Raw genomic sequence first — 16,983 nt, 5'->3', positions numbered from 1 at the left:
GTGCCCGGGGGTGAACTGATGGTGCAGCGATCCTACTCAACGAATCCTCGCCGGTAATTCAAATTTTCGTGAGAAGTATTACAGCGCCAACAAAAAGGCCGCTGTCGCGAGGACAGCGGCCACCCTGGAGTCGAATCCGGTGTTGCAGTGCAGTATCAGATATCGCCGGCGCTGGAGGTCTCGTCGCGCTTCTGGCGCGGCGGCAGTGGCTGCTCGCCGTGCACCAGGAACCACACGTTCTCGGCGATGTTGGTGGCATGGTCACCCACGCGCTCAAGGTTCTTGGCCATGAACAGCAGATGAGTGCACGGGGTGATGTTGCGCGGGTCTTCCATCATGTAGGTCAGCAGCTCGCGGAACAGCGCGGTGTACTGCGCATCCAGGCGGGCATCGTCCTCGCGCAGTTCCAGTGCGGCATCGGCATCGTTGTCACGATAGGCGGCGATGGCGCGGCGGACCTGCTGGGCAGCAAGGCGGCCGAGGGCGCGCAGGCCCTGGATCTGCGGCAGCGGCGGTACCTTGCCCAGCGCGATGGAGCGCTTGGCGACGTTGGCCGCGTAGTCACCGATGCGTTCGATATCGGCCGGAATGCGCAGGCCGGCAAGGATCTCGCGCAGGTCGCGTGCCATCGGGCCACGCAGCGCCAGGCGCATCACATCGTGGCTGATCTGCTGTTCCAGCGAATCGATCGCTTCATCGTTGGCGATGATGCGATGAGCGGCGTTCTCGTCGCGCTTCTCGATGACGTCCATCGACGCCTCCAGCTGGGCGACGGCCATCTCGCCCATGCGCACGATTTCGGCCACCAGGCGCTGCTGCTCTTCGTCGTAGCTTTTGACGATGTGGTCGTTGGGAAGGTTCATGTTCTGCAATCCAGGTAGAGCCAGGCCGCGCCTGGCTGGGACATGTGGCGAAGCGTCAGCGCCGATCAGCCAAAGCGACCGGTGATGTAATCCTCGGTCTGCTGCTTGGACGGCTGCGAGAAGATCACTTCGGTGCGGTCGTGCTCGATCAGGTCGCCCAGGTACATGAAGGCGGTGTAATCGGACACGCGTGCGGCCTGCTGCATGTTGTGGGTGACGATCACGATGGTGTACTCGTGCTTCAGTTCTTCCACCAGCTGCTCGATGCGGCTGGTGGAGATCGGATCCAGCGCCGAGGTCGGCTCGTCCAGCAGCAGCACCGACGGGCGCAGGGCCACGGCACGGGCGATGCACAGACGCTGCTGCTGGCCACCGGACAGGCCCAGCGCGCTCTGGTTGAGCTTGTCCTTTACTTCGTCCCACAGCGCGCCCTGGCGTAGCGCGTGCTCGACACGGTCGGCCATGTCCGCCTTGGACAGCTTCTCGTGGTGGCGGATGCCGTAGGCCACGTTCTCGAAGATGGTCATCGGGAACGGCACCGGCTTCTGGAACACCATGCCGACCTTGCTGCGCAGGCGGTTCATCGGGTACTTCGGCGACAGGATGTTCTCGCCGTCGAGGATCACCTCACCGCGCGCTTCCAGCTTCGGGTACAGCGCGTAGATGCGGTTGAAGATGCGCAGCAGGGTCGACTTGCCACAACCGGAGGGACCGATCAGCGCGGTCACGCGCTTTTCCGGGATCTCCAGGTTGATGCCCTTCAGGGCGTGGAACTTGTCGTAGTAGAAGTCCAGTCCACGCGCGGCGAGCTTGACCGGTGCCGGAGCGTGCAGGTTCTCGTGCGAGGCCGGCACCACGATGCGCTGCATCGGCACGGCGTTGGAAAGGTCGTTCATGGCGGTATCCACGGAAAGGTCAGTCATGGGAGATACGGTTGCGCAGCAGGATGCCGCGCGCAGAGAGGCTGACCAGCAGCACGAACACGGTCAGCACCAGCGCGCCGGCCCAGGCCAGCACCTGCCAGGATTCATACGGGCTGCCGGCAAACTGGTTCATCACCACCGGTACCGAGGCCATCGGCTGGAACACGTTGCTGTTCCAGTACTGGTTGCCGAAGGCGGTGAACAGCAGCGGTGCGGTCTCGCCGGAAATGCGCGCCAGTGCCAGCAGGATGCCGGTGATGATGCCGGCCGAGGCACTGCGGTACAGCACCTGCACGATCACCTTCCACTGCGGGATGCCCAGCGACAGGGCGGCTTCGCGCATCTGCGAAGGCACCAGGCGCAGCATCTCGTCGGTGGTACGCACCACCACCGGCAGCACGATGAAGGCCAGCGACAGTGCACCTGCGAAGGCGGAGAAGCTGCCGCCGGTCTGCATCACGTACAGGGTGTAGACGAACAGGCCCAGCACGATGGACGGCGCCGACAGCAGGATGTCGTTGACGAAGCGGACCACGGTGCCGGCCTTGCGGGCGTTGCCGTACTCGGCCAGCCAGGTGCCGGCGAGCACACCCAGCGGGGTGCCGATGCCGATCGCCAGCGCACACATCACTGCGCTGCCGAAGAAGGCGTTGGCCAGACCGCCTTCCTGCATCGGCGGCGGTGTCATCTTGGTGAACAGATCCAGGTTGATGCCGGCCAGGCCCTTGGAGGCCAGGGTGAACAGGATCCAGCCGAGGAAGAACAGGCCGAACAGCGCGGTGGCGCAGGACATCGCGATGGCGATGACATTGCCGATGCGGCGGCGCAGGTACAGGGAGTCAGCGGTGCTGGACATCAGTTGCCCTCCTTGCGGGACAGGCGCATCAGCATCAGGCGGGCGATGGCGAGCACCACGAAGGTGACGATGAAGAGGACGAAGCCGAGCAGCAGCAACGCCGAGCGGTAGGTTTCAGTGGCTTCGCCGAAGTCGTTGGCGATCAGTGCGGCGATGGTGGTGCCCGGTTCCAGCAGCGACGGCGACAGGCGCACGCTGTTGCCGATCACGAAGGCCACGGCCATCGTCTCGCCCAGTGCGCGGCCGAGGCCGAGGAACACGCCACCGATCACCGCCGAGCGGGTGTAGGGCAGCACGATGTCCCAGCTCACTTCCCACTTGGTGGAACCCAGCGCGTAGGCCGATTCCTTCAGGCGGGTCGGCACGGTCAGGAACACTTCGCGCATCACCGAGGAGATGAAGGGGATGACCATGATCGCCAGCACGAAACCAGCTGTGAGCATGCCGATGCCCAGCGGCGGGCCCTGGAACACCGGGCCGATGATCGGCCATTCGCCCAGGGTTTCGTTGAGGAACGGGGTGACGTACTCGGTCATCACCGGCACCAGCACGAACAGGCCCCACATGCCGTAGATGATCGACGGAATGCCCGCCAGCAGTTCGATGGCGGTGCCGACCGGGCCACGCAGCCAGCGCGGTGCCACTTCGGTGAGGAAGAAGGCGATGCCGAAGCTGACCGGCACGGCGATGACCATCGCGATCAGCGCGGTGACCAAAGTGCCGTAGATCGGGGCGAGGGCGCCGAACTTGTTTTCGACCGGATTCCAGTCGGAAGAGAAGAAGAAGCTCAGGCCCTGCATCTGCAGGGCGTGGCGACCACCCCACAGCATCGACAGTGCAGCGCAGGCCAGTGCGATCAGGACGAAGATGACGGTGCCGACCAGCACCCATCGGAACAGTTTGTCGTTGCGGGCATCACGCGTATCACGCGTGGACGGGGCGGCTACAGGCTGGGCGATGGCATTCATGGGGACGGCAGGGCCAGGAAGGGGCGGGGCAGCACGATGTTCAGGAGGCGGTGCCCGCACGTGGCGGGCACCGTCGGGTCCATCACTTCAGTTCGGTCGCCCAGTAGGCTTCGATCTGCTTGACCAGCTCGGCCGGCAGCGGCACGTAGTGCAGTTCGTTGGCCTGGGTCTGGCCGCTTTCGAAAGCCCACTTGAAGAAGGCCAGTGCATCCTGGTTGCGCTTGGCATCCTTCGGCTTCTTCTGCATCAGCATGAAGTTGGTGGCGGTGATCGGCCAGGCCTGCTCACCCGGAGCGTTGGTGATGACCAGGTTGAAGTCCTTGGCGCTGGCCCAGTCGGCGCTGGCGGCAGCGGCGGCGAAGGTCTCAGCGTTCGGCTGCACCCAGGTGCCGGCCGCGTTCTGCAGCGAGGTGTAGGGCATCGCGTTCTGCAGGGCGTAGGCCAGTTCGACGTAGCCGATCGAGCCCTTGATCTGCTTCACATACGAAGCGACGCCTTCATTGCCCTTGCCACCCACGCCGTCCGGCCACTGCACCGAGGTGCCTTCGCCGACCTTGCTCTTCCACTCCGGGTTGACCTTGGACAGGTAGTTGGAGAAGTTGAAGGTGGTGCCCGAACCATCCGAACGGTGGACGATGGTGATCTTGCCGTCCGGCAGGGTCACGCCCGGGTTGGCGGCGACGATGGCCGGGTCGTTCCAGGTCTTGACCTTGCCCAGGAAGATGTCGGCGAGCAGGGCGCCACTGAGGCGCAGCTTGCCGGCTTCCAGGCCGTCGATGTTGACCACGGGCACCACGCCGCCGATGGCCGACGGGAACTGGGCCAGGCCGGCCTGGGCCAGCTCGTCGCTGCTCAGCGGCTTGTCGGAGGAACCGAAATCAACGGTACCGGCCTTGATCTGGGCGATGCCACCGCCGGAACCGATCGACTGGTAGTTGATCTTGGCGCCGGTGGCGGTGTTGTAGTCGGCCGACCACTTGGACACCAGCGGGAAGATGAAGGAGGCGCCAGCACCGGAGACCTCAGCGGTCACCTTGTCGCCGGCAGCGGCCGGAGCAGCGGCGCCGTCAGCGGCCGGCTGCTGTGCGGCCTGCTTGTCGCCACCGCAGGCAGACAAGCCCAGGGCGATGGCCAGGGAAAGGGCGGCAAGGCTGGCCGAGTGCAGTTTCATGGTCACTCCATAGCGGGGTAGAGCCGACGGTGTCGGCGGATGCGGCTATGAAATGATGTTTTTGTTACAGCCGTATGACGTCCATGACAGAGGTGTCCTGGATCACGTTCTGGCAAGGGTTTCACAGAGTTGGCCGGCCCCCGGAGAGGTCCCGGAGACCACGGATCTGCGCACCGATATGGGGGTGGAGGCAGGGTAGAGCCGAGCCCGTGCTCGGGTGCCCGCGAGGCCAGGCCAGAAGCAGCCGAGCATGGGCTCGGCTCTACAGATGCTCCTGCACGACCCCATCGCCGCAATAACAGATCAACGAAAGCGCAGCGCTCTTCACGACCAGCCCAACAAACCAACCGCACAAAAAAGAAGAGCGCCGGACCCCGAAGGATCCAGCGCCCGGTGGGGCCGGCGGGGGAGAGAGGACCCGCCGACCCCGTTCCTGCGGGGGAACGCCTTGCAACGAACTCAGTACTTCAGGTTCTGCGTCCAGTAGGTCTCGATCTGGCGCACCAGCGCGTCCGGCAGCGGCACGTAGTCCAGCTGCTTGGCCTGCGCATCGCCATTCTTGTAGACCCAGCGGAAGAACTCCTGGGTGGCCTTGGCGCCCGCCACGTTCTTCGGCTGCTTGCGCACCAGGATGAAGTTGGTGGCGGTGATCGGCCATGCGTCAGCGCCCGGGGCGTTGGTCATCACCAGGTAGAAGTCACGGGCGTTGGCCCAGTCGGCGCTGGCTGCGGCGGCCGAGAACGAGGCGTCCGACGGCTGCACGATCTTGCCGGCTGCGTTCTTCATCGCCGCGTAGGACATCTTGTTCTGCAGCGCGTAGGACAGTTCGACGTAGCCGATGCCGCCCTTGATCTGCTTCACGTAGGCAGCAACGCCTTCGTTGCCCTTGCCGCCGATGCCGGCCGGCCACTGCACCGAGGTGCCTTCACCGACCTTGCTCTTCCACTCCGGGCTGACCTTGGACAGGTAGTTGACGAAGTTGAAGGTGGTGCCCGAGCCGTCCGAACGATGGACGATGGTGATCTTGCCGCTGGGCAGGGTCAGGCCGCTGTTCAGGGCGGCAATGGCCGGGTCGTTCCAGGTGGTGATCTTGCCCAGGAAGATGTTGGCCAGGGTCGGACCGTCCAGCTTCAGCGCGCCCGGGGCGACGCCAGCGACGTTGATCACCGGCACCACGCCGCCGATCACCGACGGGAACTGGGCCAGGCCAGCCGCAGCCAGCTCTTCCGGCTTCAGCGGCGCGTCGGACGAGCCGAAGTCCACGGTCGCAGCCTTGATCTGGGCGATACCACCGCCGGAACCGATCGACTGGTAGTTGACCTTCTTGCCGGTGGCGGTGCTGTAGTCGGCCGACCACTTGGACATCACCGGGTAGATGAACGAGGCGCCCGCGCCGGTGACATCGGCGGCGTTGGCGGCGAACACGGACGACGCGGCCAGAATGGCGACGGCGGCGCGCGACTTGAAGGCGTGGATCACGGGAGAGACTCCTGGGGTGGTCGAGGGGCGGCTGCCCGACGTTTCGGTGCACATTCCATAACGGTTCCATGACACGCCCGCGTCTGTCATATGACGCGAACGTGACAGCCGTCATGGCGCTGCCGACGCCTCCCTTTCAGAGCCCGCGCAACGCCTCCGGAACGGCATAGCGACCGTCGCTGGGCAGCAGTGTCCAGCGCTGCGCAGGTGCCGTCGTGTCGGTTGCATGGCAGTCGTCACCCACGGCAACGCTGATCGTATCGGTGCGCTTTTCGCGCACCACGATCGGTGCCAGACCCGCAGGAGTGCTACTGCCCATTTCCAGCGTGCGCTCGAAGCGGCTGAACTCGCCGGCGCAGCGCGTATCCCATTCGCCGCGACTGCCGCTGACGGCCAGCGGCGCCAGCACCCGGCGCAGCTGTCGGCCATCGCGCACGAACAACTGCAGTTCGGTCTGCGCGAACGGGTTGGGTCCAGAGCTGCCGCTGTAGTCCATGCGCACGCCAAACGCGCGGGTGGAAGGGTCCAGCTGCCAGCGTGCCGTGTCCAGGCGGAGCCCGGTGAAGCGCAGCGCATCACTGCTGACCGCATCGGCGACGCGCGTCCAGGCCAGTGGCCGGCTACTGGCGGTGTCGATCAGCAGCAGGTCCAGGTCGCCGCCGCGCACGTCTTCCGAAGCGGGCTCTGTCCATTGCGCGACGGCCAGCAGGGTCGTGCCGGGCTGCGCAGGCCACGCACGGCAGGCGGTGCTGTCGGCATCGGTGAAACGTGCCGTTACTGGCAACGCGCCAGCCGGCAGCTGTCGATACGCGGCCTCGCGCACGGCTTCTGCATCGTCACAGGCAAGCGCGGTGACGGGCAGCGCGGTGAGCAGGACAGCGCACAGCAGGCGGCGCAGGCGGAGGGAAGGGGGCATCCCGAAGGTCCATGTCGACAGGGCAGGGCATCATCGCGCGCCTACCGCCTGCCCACAACGACGAAGGCACGGCCGGAGCCGTGCCTTCGTTCGAACGCGTGCTTCCGGTCTTACCAGAAGAACTGCGCGCGGGCTTCCAGGATGTTCGGATCGTCGTTGACGAAGCCACGGGCGGTCGAGCTGTACTTCTTGCTGTCGACCATCACGTAGTTGAGCATCAGCTTGAAGTTCGAGCGCCAGTACCAGTTGGCGCCGACGGTCCAGATGTCCATCTTGCCGCCGAGCACGCCATCGACGATCGGCGGACGGCCGGCCACCGGGTTGGCGGCGAGGTTGCCGTCGTTCAGATCCATGTGGTCATAGCGCACGCCCAGCTGCCACTGGCCACCGGCCGGGTTGTTCGGCAGGCCGGTGCCCGGGGTGCCGCCCTTGTAGCTCCAGGTCTCGCCGGTGACGTTCCACACGCCGCTGACGTAGTAGCCGTCACTGGTGTAGTTGTCGTTGGCCATGCGCTTGGCCTTGCTGGTGTAGTACTCGGCCTGGGCCTTGAACGGACCCTGGAAGTACATCGCTTCGGCACCGATGGTGCTGACCCGGTCGGTGTCGACCAGGTTGCCGCTGTCGACCAGGCGCGCGGTGGCCAGGTCAGCGTTCGGGCGGGCACGCACGCGCAGGGTGTCTGCGTCGGTGTCGTAGTTCACGTAGCTCAGGCCGAAGTGCAGGACCTGGCCCTTCTCGTTGATCGGGGCCCAGGTACCACGTGCGCCGTAGCCGCTGCCGTGGGCCAGGTTGCGGGTCAGCTCGCGGCCGAAGGCGCTGGCGGTGACCGACCAGTTGTCCTGGCCGTAGCTGTAGGCACCGCCGAGGCGACGGGCGACGGCATAGGTGTTGGTGACCGCAGCCTTGGAGATGAAGTCGTTGTTCTTGGTGCTGGACAGCTCTTCCAGGCTGTTGGGCTGCTTGAACTGGCCGACCTGGATGAAGTGGTTGGCGTTGCCCAGCAGCTTGTACTTCACGTTGGTGTCGAGGAACTTGTCGGCCTTGGCGTCGTAGCCGACGACCCATTCCACGTTGCCCGGGCCCTTGCCCTTCAGCACCAGCTCGGCGCGACGCAGTTCGAATTCGCTGTTCTTGCCGTTGCCGGCGTCACCGCCGTTGAGGTCCACGACGTCATTGTCGTACCAGTTGCCGTCGGCCTGGACCAGGCCTTCGAAGGTGATTTCCGAACCGCCGATCACATCGATGGCGACTTCGGCGTGAGCGGCCGGCACGTACAGCGCAGCAGCCACGGCGATCGTCAGGAGCTGGTGATGCAGTTTCATGGAGAGGAGCCTTGCAGGCAGGTGGGAAGATGCGCGCAGGCTAAAACGTGAAGATTGCGTAAATGTGACAGTTCGCGCACGGCCGCGCTCCGCCGCAGGCCCCGTCACGGCTGGGCCTGCCATTGAAACCGGTTACGTATGACGCCCCGATTGCGTCCCGGTTGCAGTAGATCCACGCCCTGCGTGGATGGTTTTCCGTGCATCCACGTCATGCGCGGATGCCGCCCTTACTCGGCGAGGGTCTTGTCCTTGAACCGGCAGAGATCGGCAATCACGCACCCGGGGCAATCCGGTTTGCGCGCTTTGCACACGTACCGTCCGTGCAGGATCAGCCAGTGATGCGCGTCCAGCAGGAACTCGGCGGGAATCGCTTTGACCAATCGGTCTTCGACCTCGCGCACGTTCTTTCCTGGCGCAAGTCCGGTGCGGTTGGCGACGCGGAAGATATGCGTGTCCACCGCCATCACCGGTTCGCCGAAAGCGGTATTGAGCACCACGTTGGCGGTCTTGCGACCGACACCGGGTAGTGCTTCCAGTGCATCGCGATCACGTGGCACTTCGCCGCCGTGCTTCTCCAGCAGCAGCGCGCAGGTGGCGATCACGTTCTTTGCCTTTGCGTTGAACAGGCCGATGGTGGCGATGTACTTCTTCAGTCCCTCTTCGCCCAGGGCGAGGATCTTCGCCGGCGTGTTGGCAACCGGGAACAGGCGACGGGTGGCCTTGTTGACGCCGACGTCGGTGGCCTGCGCCGACAGTGCGACCGCCACCAGCAGTTCGAACGGCGAACTGTATTCAAGCTCGGTCTTCGGATGCGGGTTGAGTTCGCGCAGGCGGGTGAACATTTCCACCACGTCGGCGCGCGGCATCGTACCGCCGCGGCGCGCAGGTGCGCGCGCGGTCTTCTTCGCTGTCGCCATTACTGCTCCTTGCCGGCGGCGCGGGCCTTGGCCCGGGCGAGGATGGCGGCCGCTGCGGCGGGCAGGGCGGGTTTGGCGTCCGGCGCCGGCGCGGGCGTGCGACGTGCATCACGCTCGGCCTCGCGTCGGGCCAGGCGCACCGCACGTGCGCGGAAACGTTCGCGCGCGGCCCATGCACGCTGCAGTTGCAGCTGCATCTGGCAGAGGCGGTCCGGCAGGTCCGGATGGTCGGGCAGCAGCCGGTCATCGCCAGCGCGCACGAGGTAGTCCATCAGTCCAGCCTGCAGCGCGCCATCAGGATCGTCTGCCTGGACCCGGGCGAACAGCAGCACGGGGTTGGGTCGGGATGCCATGGCGTCAGCGGTTCTGGAAGGCGGGAGGACGGCGCTGCAGGAAGGCGCTGGTGCCCTCGCGCATGTCTTCGGTGGCGAACAGCAGGCCGAACTGCGCACTTTCGTATTCCAGGCCGGTCTCCAGGCTGCATTCGCCGCCCACGTGCACCGCGTCGAGCAGGCCACGCAACGCCAGCGGCGCCGACTGTGCCAGCTGCCGGGCGAGGGCCTGCACGCGGGCGTCGAGCTCGGCGGCGGGCACCACCTCGTTGACGATGCCCAGGGCCAGCGCACGCGCGGCGTCGATCGGGGTACCCAGCAGGCACAGCTCCAGCGTGGCCGCGCGTCCACACAGGCGCAGCAGGCGCTGGCTGCCGCCGAATCCGGGAATCAGGCCGAGATTGATCTCCGGCTGGCCGACCTTGGCCGAATCGGCCGCGATGCGCAGGTGGCAGGCCATGGCCAGCTCCAGCCCGCCGCCCAGCGCAAAACCGTTCACGCGGGCGATCACCGGCTTGGGCATGCGTTCGATGCGGCGCATCAGGGCCTGGCCGAGCAGGGAGAAGTCACGTCCCTGAACCGCGCTCAATGTGTTCATTTCCGCGATGTCGGCCCCGGCCACGAAGGCCTTGGGGCCGGCGCCGGTCAGTACCACCACCCGTACCGCCGGATCGGCGGCCGCGTCGCTGAACGCCCCGGCCAGAGCCTGCAGGGTCGCGGCATTGAGGGCGTTGAGCTTGTCCGGACGCTGCACGGTAATGGTGCGGATGGCGCCGTCGTCGCTGACGCCGACCGGGTGGGGAGTGAGGGCCTCGGCCACGGGAAACTCCTGGAACGTTAAAAAAAAGTGAGATTGAACTCTGTAAACGCAGACAGGTCATAGCCTGCGTGGTGAGTAGCGGTTACACGTTGTGGCCGTTATCCTAACCCGTCGCCTCAGGGCGGCGCAGAACGTCCCTGAGTTACCACCCCTGGAGAACTGTTTGATGAAGTTGCGTTCTATCGCGGTCGCCGTCGCGGCCCTGGCCCTGACGGGCAATGCCTTCGCCCAGGACATCGCGTCCGAGAAGGGCAAGCTGAGCTACTACTTCGGTTACGACTACGGCAACAACCTGGCGGAGCTGACCGGTCGCGGTGAGCAGCTGGACATCAACTCGGTGGTGAAGGGTCTGCAGGACGCCTACGCCAAGAAGCAGCCGGCGATCACCGCCGAGCAGCTGAAGCCGGCCGTTGAAGCGTTCCAGAAGCGCGAGCAGGGCCGTGCCCAGGCCGCCAAGGCCGAGTACGAAAAGGCTGCTGCCGACAACAAGACCAAGAGCGATCAGTTCATGGCGCAGAACAAGGCAAAGGCGGGCGTGCAGACCCTGCCGAGCGGCGTTCAGTACCGTGTGATCGAAGCCGGCAAGGGTGCCAAGCCGACCCAGGCCAGCACCGTGCAGCTTGAAGTGGCTGGTCCGTTCCCGTACGGCCAGCGTCCGACCGAGGCTCGTCCGGCCCAGCAGATTCCGTCGATCAAGGTCAGCGAAGTCGAAATGAAGGCCATGCGCGAGACCCTGCTGCAGATGCCGGCTGGTTCGAAGTGGGAAGTGTCCCTGCCGCCGGATCAGGCCTATGGCGCCGACCCGCGCACCCCGTTCCCGCCGAACGTGGCTGTGCAGTTCGAGATCAAGCTGATCAGCGTCAAGTAATAAGAAACAGCGTCAACATCAACGCGCCGGTGATCCCACCGGCGCGTTTTTGTTTCTGCGGTACGTAGCAGCCGTGCGGGCCCATCCCAAATCCGGCCCATTCGCGCTACTGTTGACCGGTGCAAATAATGGAAGAAACGGCGCGTGCTGTCGCAAGCCCCTGCATCAACGTGTGCAAGCTGGATCGCAACCGGCTGTGCGCCGGCTGCGGGCGGCATATCGACGAAATCGCAGGGTGGTCGTCGATGAGCGACAGCGAGCGCACCCACATCCTGCAGCGCGTGCTGCCATTGCGACAACAGCTGCAGCAGTCGCTGCGAGGCTCGTTGGCCGATCATGAGCGCCTGCTGCGCGCGCTGCATCCGCTGGCCGAACCGCCGGCAGGTGACGGCTGGAACCGCAGTGAACTGGATGATCTGCTGCCCCCGGGCCCACCGGTCGAGGCGGCGGTGCTGGCCGGCATCGTGCCGCGCGCCAATGGTGCGCAGGTGATCCTGACCCGGCGTACCGAAACCCTGCGGCAACATGGTGGCCAGGTCGGTTTTCCCGGTGGCCGTACCGAGCCGGATGATCGTGATGCGCTGGCCGCCGCACTGCGCGAAAGCCAGGAAGAAATCGCATTGGCGCCGACGCAGGTGCAGGCACTGGGTTATCTCGATCCGTTCGTGACCATCACCGGCTACCGCGTCACCCCGGTGGTGGCGGTGATCGATCCGGATTTCGTGGCGGTACCGCAGCCCAGCGAAGTGGCCGAGGTGTTCGAAGTGCCGCTGGACTATCTGATGGCCGCCGACAACCTGCGCCAGGTCGAAATCAACCATCGCGGCCGCGTCCGCCATGTCCTCGAATACGGCTGGCCCGGCCAGCGCATCTGGGGCGCCACTGCGGCCATCCTGTACAACCTGCGTCGCCGCCTGGAGCAAGTGCAATGAAGCCGATCGATCCGCCGTGGACCACCCTCGTCGATGTTGCGACCCTGGCTGCGGTGCTGGGCGATGGGGTACGCGTGGTCGATGCCCGCGCGACCGCAAGCACTGCCGTACGCGTGGTCGATGCACGTGCATCGCTCGCCGATCCGCAGGCGGGCAATGGCCTCCATGCGCAGGGACACATTCCCGGTGCGGTGCATGCCGATCTCAACCGCGACCTGTCCGACCTGACGCGGGTCGGACATGGGCGCCACCCGTTGCCGGACAGCGATGCGTTCGCCACACGGCTGGGGCAATGGGGCATCGGCCCCGACACGCAGGTGGTGGTGTATGACGGCAGCGATGGCAGCATGGCCGCTGCGCGACTGTGGTGGCTGCTGCGCCTGATCGGGCACACGAAGGTGGCCGTGCTCAATGGCGGCATCGCCGCCTGGCAGGCCGCCGGCCAACCGCTGGCGACCGGCAGCAGCGAAGCCGCGGGGTTGCCGGCGTACCCGGGACGTTTCGATACCAGCCAGGTTGCCAGCGCGGACGAGATCGAATCGCGCCTCAAGCATGCACAGGGCTGGCTGGTCGATGCCCGCGCAGGCGAGCGTTTCCGTGGCGAAGTGGAGCCGCTGGACCCGGTGGCCGGCCATGTGCCGGGGGCAGTCAATCGACCGTTCGCGCTGAACGTGCTGGACGGTCGCCTGCGTGATGCACAGGAACTGCGCGCCGAACTTCAGGGCGTGATCGGCAACCAGGATCCTGAGCGCGTGGTGCTGATGTGCGGTTCGGGCGTGACCGCCTGCCATCTGCTGCTGGCGATGGAAAGTGCTGGCCTGTCCGGTGCGCGCATCTACGCCGATTCCTGGAGTGGCTGGGTCAGCGACAGCAGCCGTCCGGTGGCTACCGGCGCCTGAGCGAAGCGGGCAGATCGATTTGACGTTCATCCACGCATGGCGTGGATCTACTGGCTACCGGTTCATATCCGGGGCAGAGCCCCCTGAGTCAGGGGGCGGCCGCGAAGCGGCGGGGGTGTGGGAGCTGGTAAGTGGGGCCCGCGGTTCGCGCAGCGAAGCGTGGGAGCGACAGCGCGCATGCGATGGCGTGTACCCAGGGCGCAGCCCTGCCGCCTCTCAACCCAGCGGCTGCAGCGGCACCTTGGCCAGGATCCGCTGCCACGGAAACAACGGGCCGGGGTCGCGCTTGCGGGCCACGGTCACGGCCGGGTCGTCACTGGCAGGCACCTGCTCCAGATCCAGCTGGTCGTGGCCGGCAATCTGCCGCAGCGACGGATACTGCAGCACCAGCGCCTGCAGCAACCGCTCCAACGCCAGCAGCTGCGCTTCGGCATACGGCTCGTCCATCGCCTGGTGGCGGCTGTCGAGCCAGTGCGGGTAGCGCCCCGAATTGACCAGTTCGATGCCCACCGAATCGGCATTCATGCCGCGCACGTGGTGGGCGATGCGCTCCGGCGCCACGTACTGCACCACGCTGCCGTCGCGGTCGATGTAGAAATGCCCGCTGTTGCCGGCGCCGCTGTCGTACAGCACGCGCTCGCCGTACTCCCGGGCAGTCGCCAGGTCGGGCAGTTCGGTGCAGTGGATCACCACCATCGCCAGGCTGGATGGGTCGCGCACGGGCAGGCGGTCGTGGTAGGGCAGCGGCTGCAGCTGCAGGCCGGGCAGGAGCGGGTTGGGCATGCGGCGATGCTAGCATTGCCGAATGAAACTGCCTTCCTTTCTGCTGTCGGTCCGCTCCGTGGGAGCGCACGCATGAGCCGCGGTCACTGCATCCTGTCGCACGGTTTCGAGAGCGGTCCGGAGGCGACCAAGGTCACCGCCCTGGCCGAGGTCGCCGAGCGCCTGGGCTGGACCCATGAGCGCCCCGATTACACCGACCTGGACGCGATGAGCGAGGTCAGCCGCGTTGGCGATGTACGCACCCGCCTGCAACGTCTGATCGAGCGCACGGCCGCTGCTGCCGCGCAGGGGCCGGTGGTGCTGGCCGGCTCCAGTCTGGGCGCCTACATCTCGGCCATCGCCTCGCTGCAGGTGCCGGTGGCCGGCCTGTTCCTGATGGTGCCGCCCACCACCATGGGCCCGATGCCGGCGCTGGATGCCGCGCCGGTGCCGACCACGGTGGTGCAGGCGTGGCATGACGAGGTGGTACCGGCCGCCGGGGTCATCGCCTGGGCGCAGGCGCGCTCGGCGCAGCTGCTGCTGGTGGACGACGGCCATCGCCTGGAACATCACGTGGAAGCCTCCGCGCAGGCCTTCGAGCGCCTGCTGCGGCAGCTGTGAAGCCCGGGCGCACGGCGCGCCCGCCCGCATTGACTACAATGGCAGCCCCGCCGCCCCCGGCGCGGGCCTGCCGGCCGTGCCTACGGCCCTCCCTTCCGAATGGCCCGGCTCCCTGCCGTGCCTGACCACCTGCGAACCGATCCCGTGAAATTTTTTGTCTCCTGCGCCAAGGGCCTGGAATACCTGCTTGCCGATGAGCTGTCGGCCCTCGGCCTGGAAAAGGCCACTGCCACCATCGCCGGCGTCAACGCCGAGGGCGAACTGGAGCAGGCGCTGCGGATCGTCATGTGGTCGCGGCTGGCCAGCCGCGTGCTGTGGCCGATCGACGAATTCGAATGCCCGGACGAGCAGGCGCTGTATGACGGCGTGCGCGCGCTGCCGTGGCACGAGCACATCAAGCCGGAGATGACCCTGGCGGTGGACGCGCACGTGTCCGGCGACAAGATCACCCATGCCCGTTTCGCCGCGCAGCGGATCAAGGACGCCATCGTCGATCGCATGCGTGACGAAGGGCTCGAGCGCCCCTCGGTCAACACCGATCTGCCGGACGTGCGCGTCAACCTGTCGCTGCGCAAGGGCCGCGCCTCGCTGTCGATCGACCTCGGTGGTGGCCCGCTGCACCGCCGCGGCTGGCGTGGTGCTGCCCATGACGCGCCGTTGAAGGAAAACCTGGCTGCCGCGCTGCTGATGCGCGCGCAGTGGCCGCGCCTGCACGCTGCCGGTGGCGGCCTGCTGGATCCGATGTGCGGCAGCGGTACCCTGCTGATCGAAGGCGCGCTGATGGCCGCCGACGTCGCTCCCGGACTGATGCGCCATGGCAGCCTGCCGCCGAGCCGCTGGCTGGGCTTCGACAAGGCGGCCTGGAAAACCATCCAGAGCGAAGCGCGTGATCGCGAAGCGGCCGGCCTGGCTGCGCTGAAGCCGGTCGTCCACGGTAGCGACATCGACCCGGTGGCGATCCAGGCGGCGCGCGAGAACGCGGAAGTTGCCGGCGTCGCCCATGCCATCCGCTTCACCCGCGCCGATGTGGCCGACCTGCCCACCCCGGAGCAGGAGATCGGCGCGGTGGTCTGCAACCCACCGTATGACGAACGCCTGGCCGCCGATCCGGCGCTGTACCGCAAGCTCGGCAATGCCCTGCAGAAGGCGGTGCCGCAGTGGCGCGCCAGCCTGCTGTGCGGCAATGACGAACTGGCCTTCGCTACCGGCCTGCGTGCGGGCAAGAAGTACCAGATGTTCAATGGCGCGCTGGAATGTGCACTGATCGTCTGCGATCCGATCGCGGTGCCGGGTCGCGATCCGGCACAGGTGCGCGAGCTGAGCGAAGGCGCGCAGATGGTGGCCAACCGCCTGCGCAAGAACCTGAAGAAGTTCAAGAGCTGGCGCGCACGCGAAGGCATCACCTGCTTCCGTGCCTACGATGCCGACCTGCCGGAATACGCAGCGGCCATCGACGTGTACGAAGAGGATGGCGGTCAGCGCCGCACCTTCCTGCACGTGCAGGAATACGCCGCACCGGCTGCGATTCCGGAAAACGACGTGCGCCGGCGTCGCAACGAACTGCTGGCTGCTGCGCGTGAAGTGTTCGGCGTGCCGCCGGAGCAGGTCTCGATGAAGTCGCGCGAACGTGGCAAGGGCGGCAGCAAGTACGGCCGTTTCGAGCAGCGTGATGAGTTCCTCGTGGTACGCGAGAACAACGCGCTGCTGCAGGTAAACCTGTTCGATTACCTCGATACCGGCCTGTTCCTCGACCATCGCCCGCTGCGTCGCCTGATGGCCGAGCAGGCGCGCGGCAAGCGCTTCCTCAACCTGTTCTGCTACACCGGCGTGGCCAGCGTGCAGGCGGCGGTGGCCGGTGCGGCCAGCACCACCAGCGTCGACCTGTCGGCGACCTACCTGCAGTGGTGCTACGACAACCTGGCCTTGAACGGGCAGGGCGGCAACCAGCACCTGCTGGTGCAGGCCGATGCGATGGCATGGCTGGAAGGCGATCGCGGGCAGTACGACGTGATCTTCTGCGACCCGCCGACGTTCTCCAACTCGGCCCGCGCCGAGGACTTCGACGTGCAGCGCGAACAGGTGAAGATGCTGCGTGCCGCCGTCGCGCGACTGGCGCCGGGTGGCGTGCTGTACTTCTCCAACAACTTCCGCCGCTTCAAGCTGGAAGAGAACGCCATCGCCGAATTCGCGCAGTGCCGCGAGATCAGCGCCAGCACCATCGGCCCTGATTTCGAGCGCAATGCACGCATCCATCGTGCGTGGGAGCTGAAGCGCCTGGCGTGAACCGACGTCCGGGGTCGGAGCCCTTGCGCTTCGCGCAAGGGCTCCGACCCC

17 protein-coding genes are annotated in these 16,983 nt (G+C 66.4%); 5 read left to right on the top strand and 12 right to left on the bottom strand.

The window, feature by feature from the left end; translation table 11 throughout:
• Positions 1-155 precede the first annotated feature (155 nt).
• The 11 genes from phoU to MRBLST15_RS06295 form a co-directional block, all read right to left on the bottom strand.
• Positions 156-863: a phosphate signaling complex protein PhoU gene (phoU, locus tag MRBLST15_RS06345; RefSeq protein ID WP_025875384.1), complete on the bottom strand. Its 708-nt coding sequence runs from the start codon at positions 861-863 to the stop codon at positions 156-158.
• A gap of 65 nt (positions 864-928) precedes the next feature.
• Positions 929-1,759, bottom strand: coding sequence for a phosphate ABC transporter ATP-binding protein PstB (gene pstB, locus MRBLST15_RS06340; protein ID WP_025875381.1), 831 nt, complete (start codon positions 1,757-1,759; stop codon positions 929-931).
• 19 nt (positions 1,760-1,778) lie between these two features.
• Complete coding sequence (gene pstA / locus MRBLST15_RS06335; protein WP_032951813.1) at positions 1,779-2,642, bottom strand: phosphate ABC transporter permease PstA; 864 nt, start codon at positions 2,640-2,642, stop codon at positions 1,779-1,781.
• Complete coding sequence (pstC, locus tag MRBLST15_RS06330; RefSeq protein WP_025875378.1) at positions 2,642-3,610, bottom strand: phosphate ABC transporter permease subunit PstC; 969 nt, start codon at positions 3,608-3,610, stop codon at positions 2,642-2,644. The genes pstA and pstC overlap by 1 nt, the downstream gene beginning before the upstream one ends.
• Positions 3,611-3,692: 82 nt before the next feature.
• Complete coding sequence (gene pstS / locus MRBLST15_RS06325; RefSeq protein WP_251476249.1) at positions 3,693-4,781, bottom strand: phosphate ABC transporter substrate-binding protein PstS; 1,089 nt, start codon at positions 4,779-4,781, stop codon at positions 3,693-3,695.
• Between the two features lie 459 nt (positions 4,782-5,240).
• The gene (gene pstS, locus MRBLST15_RS06320; protein WP_025875374.1) at positions 5,241-6,260 is read right to left on the bottom strand and encodes a phosphate ABC transporter substrate-binding protein PstS; all 1,020 of its coding nucleotides are present in this window, start codon (positions 6,258-6,260) and stop codon (positions 5,241-5,243) included.
• A 136-nt stretch (positions 6,261-6,396) separates the two neighbouring features.
• Positions 6,397-7,176 carry a hypothetical protein gene (locus tag MRBLST15_RS06315; protein ID WP_312705969.1) on the bottom strand — a complete coding sequence of 260 codons (780 nt, stop codon included), beginning with the start codon at positions 7,174-7,176 and terminating at the stop codon, positions 6,397-6,399.
• A 110-nt stretch (positions 7,177-7,286) separates the two neighbouring features.
• A complete protein-coding gene (locus tag MRBLST15_RS06310) occupies positions 7,287-8,498 on the bottom strand; it encodes an OprO/OprP family phosphate-selective porin (RefSeq protein ID WP_265953822.1) in 1,212 nt (403 codons plus the stop codon).
• A 227-nt stretch (positions 8,499-8,725) separates the two neighbouring features.
• Positions 8,726-9,415 (bottom strand): endonuclease III, encoded by a 690-nt coding sequence (gene nth, locus MRBLST15_RS06305; RefSeq protein WP_099819987.1) that lies wholly within the window; start codon positions 9,413-9,415, stop codon positions 8,726-8,728.
• Positions 9,415-9,768 (bottom strand): hypothetical protein, encoded by a 354-nt coding sequence (locus tag MRBLST15_RS06300; protein WP_367785482.1) that lies wholly within the window; start codon positions 9,766-9,768, stop codon positions 9,415-9,417. Before MRBLST15_RS06300 ends, nth begins: the two co-directional genes overlap by 1 nt.
• Positions 9,769-9,772: 4 nt before the next feature.
• Positions 9,773-10,567 carry an enoyl-CoA hydratase/isomerase family protein gene (locus MRBLST15_RS06295; RefSeq protein ID WP_367785481.1) on the bottom strand — a complete coding sequence of 265 codons (795 nt, stop codon included), beginning with the start codon at positions 10,565-10,567 and terminating at the stop codon, positions 9,773-9,775.
• 166 nt (positions 10,568-10,733) lie between these two features.
• On the opposite strand from MRBLST15_RS06295, the gene MRBLST15_RS06290 reads away from it, so the two are divergent.
• From MRBLST15_RS06290 to MRBLST15_RS06280, 3 genes are all read left to right on the top strand, one after another.
• On the top strand, positions 10,734-11,435 hold the full coding sequence (locus tag MRBLST15_RS06290; protein ID WP_089239934.1) for an FKBP-type peptidyl-prolyl cis-trans isomerase N-terminal domain-containing protein: 702 nt from the start codon (positions 10,734-10,736) through the stop codon (positions 11,433-11,435).
• A 128-nt stretch (positions 11,436-11,563) separates the two neighbouring features.
• Entirely contained in the window at positions 11,564-12,367 is an 804-nt protein-coding gene (locus tag MRBLST15_RS06285) for a CoA pyrophosphatase (protein ID WP_099819990.1), read from the top strand.
• Positions 12,364-13,266: a sulfurtransferase gene (locus tag MRBLST15_RS06280; protein WP_367785480.1), complete on the top strand. Its 903-nt coding sequence runs from the start codon at positions 12,364-12,366 to the stop codon at positions 13,264-13,266. Before MRBLST15_RS06285 ends, MRBLST15_RS06280 begins: the two co-directional genes overlap by 4 nt.
• A 216-nt stretch (positions 13,267-13,482) precedes the next feature.
• Here the strand turns inward: MRBLST15_RS06280 and MRBLST15_RS06275 are convergent, their stop codons facing one another.
• On the bottom strand, positions 13,483-14,049 hold the full coding sequence (locus MRBLST15_RS06275; protein WP_265953833.1) for an N-acetylmuramoyl-L-alanine amidase: 567 nt from the start codon (positions 14,047-14,049) through the stop codon (positions 13,483-13,485).
• 72 nt (positions 14,050-14,121) lie between these two features.
• On the opposite strand from MRBLST15_RS06275, the gene MRBLST15_RS06270 reads away from it, so the two are divergent.
• Positions 14,122-14,649 (top strand): hypothetical protein, encoded by a 528-nt coding sequence (locus MRBLST15_RS06270; RefSeq protein ID WP_100464402.1) that lies wholly within the window; start codon positions 14,122-14,124, stop codon positions 14,647-14,649.
• Positions 14,650-14,793: 144 nt separating this feature from the next.
• Positions 14,794-16,932, top strand: a complete 2,139-nt coding sequence (gene rlmKL / locus MRBLST15_RS06265; protein WP_367785479.1) for a bifunctional 23S rRNA (guanine(2069)-N(7))-methyltransferase RlmK/23S rRNA (guanine(2445)-N(2))-methyltransferase RlmL — start codon at positions 14,794-14,796, stop codon at positions 16,930-16,932.
• Positions 16,933-16,983 lie beyond the last annotated feature (51 nt).

The sequence above is a fragment of the Stenotrophomonas sp. LST15-1-1.1 genome, from assembly GCF_040815575.1.
Taxonomy (GTDB): domain Bacteria; phylum Pseudomonadota; class Gammaproteobacteria; order Xanthomonadales; family Xanthomonadaceae; genus Stenotrophomonas; species Stenotrophomonas lactitubi_B.
Note: the sequence above shows the minus strand (reverse complement) of the source record. Positions and strands in the feature narration are given on the sequence as shown.